A 1,126-nucleotide genomic window follows, 5' to 3' on the forward strand; every position below is an offset into this window, starting at 1 on the left:
TGCCAAAGTCATTTGACTTTAGTAATTAGAGGAAGTTAAAGGACTTCCTAAAATGCACCATGATAACTGAATATCCAATAATAACTGACGTGACATTTCATGCAAAGAGCACGAGGAAGATGCCGCTATAGGATTATAAGACAAAACAAAGATTTTTAGTTCAGTCTGTAATGCTGCGAAAAAGCACTGACCGAAGCCAGCTGGCAGGCTGGTGATGCGATGATATGTATGAGATGCGATACACTTGCAGATCCTGAGAAGTCTGTAACTGGTAAACCTATGAACTGCTGGAGCCTGGAAACGAGAGTTTCCGGGTTGTGGTCCGGAGTATAGCATCCGGGCAGGTTATTATTCCCTTCCTGCATATGCGGGAGTAACGATTCGGGGTATCGAGGATAAATAGAATCGAGCGAGCACTGTTTAATAATCAAATTGGCTATAGAGGTTATGCGGCAGAGCTTTCCTTATGGGAAAGAAACTCTGCCGTATTCCTGTGGAGCCAATATAGCGCTATGGATGCTTTACAAATAAAAATAATAGATTGGAGAGAGGACAAATGACAATCCGCAGAGGAGATATTTTATGGGCAGATCTCGGTATGTTTCCTACAACATCTGTTCAGGGTGGAGTAAGACCGGTGATCGTAGTGAGTAATAATAAAGCCAATACATACAGTTCAGTCATAACGGTAGTTCCGCTGACATCAAGAATTTATAAGAAACGGTATTTGCCAACACATGTATTTATCAGCAAATATGATATGACGGGAATCCGAAAAGGAAGCCTGGCACTGGCTGAACAGGTTATGAGCATTTCTACGAAATGTATTATTGAGAAATGCGGAAGAGTGAACAAGTGGAGCCTGGATCGGGTACTGAAAGCAGTACAGATTCAGATGGGAATGGAAGGAGAAGGGCATGACGGCAGAGGAATATAGAAATTATCTGGAGCAGGATTTCAGTGACGTAGATATCAATGAAATGACTGATCTACGGATGATAAAAGCAGACAGAAATAAATCGCTTCAGGAACGGAGAGATATTTTCCTGAATAAAGTAGGAAATCCATATTTGGTCCGGATCGGTAATATGAAAGTAAAAGTCAGATTTGCCAATAACGGTATATC

At 41.4% G+C, this 1,126-nt stretch carries 2 protein-coding genes; both read left to right on the forward strand.

Going from position 1 to position 1,126, the window contains the following annotated elements:
- Window positions 1-556 precede the first annotated feature (556 nt).
- On the forward strand, window positions 557-937 hold the full coding sequence (locus tag G5B11_RS18685; RefSeq protein ID WP_015568867.1) for a type II toxin-antitoxin system PemK/MazF family toxin: 381 nt from the start codon (window positions 557-559) through the stop codon (window positions 935-937).
- On the forward strand, window positions 918-1,126 hold a 209-nt coding region (locus tag G5B11_RS18690), incomplete at its 3' end, for a DUF6870 family protein (RefSeq protein WP_173729331.1). The genes G5B11_RS18685 and G5B11_RS18690, both read left to right, overlap by 20 nt.

The sequence above is a fragment of the Blautia glucerasea genome, from assembly GCF_013304385.1.
In the GTDB taxonomy this organism is placed as follows: Bacteria; Bacillota; Clostridia; order Lachnospirales; family Lachnospiraceae; genus Blautia_A; species Blautia_A ammoniilytica.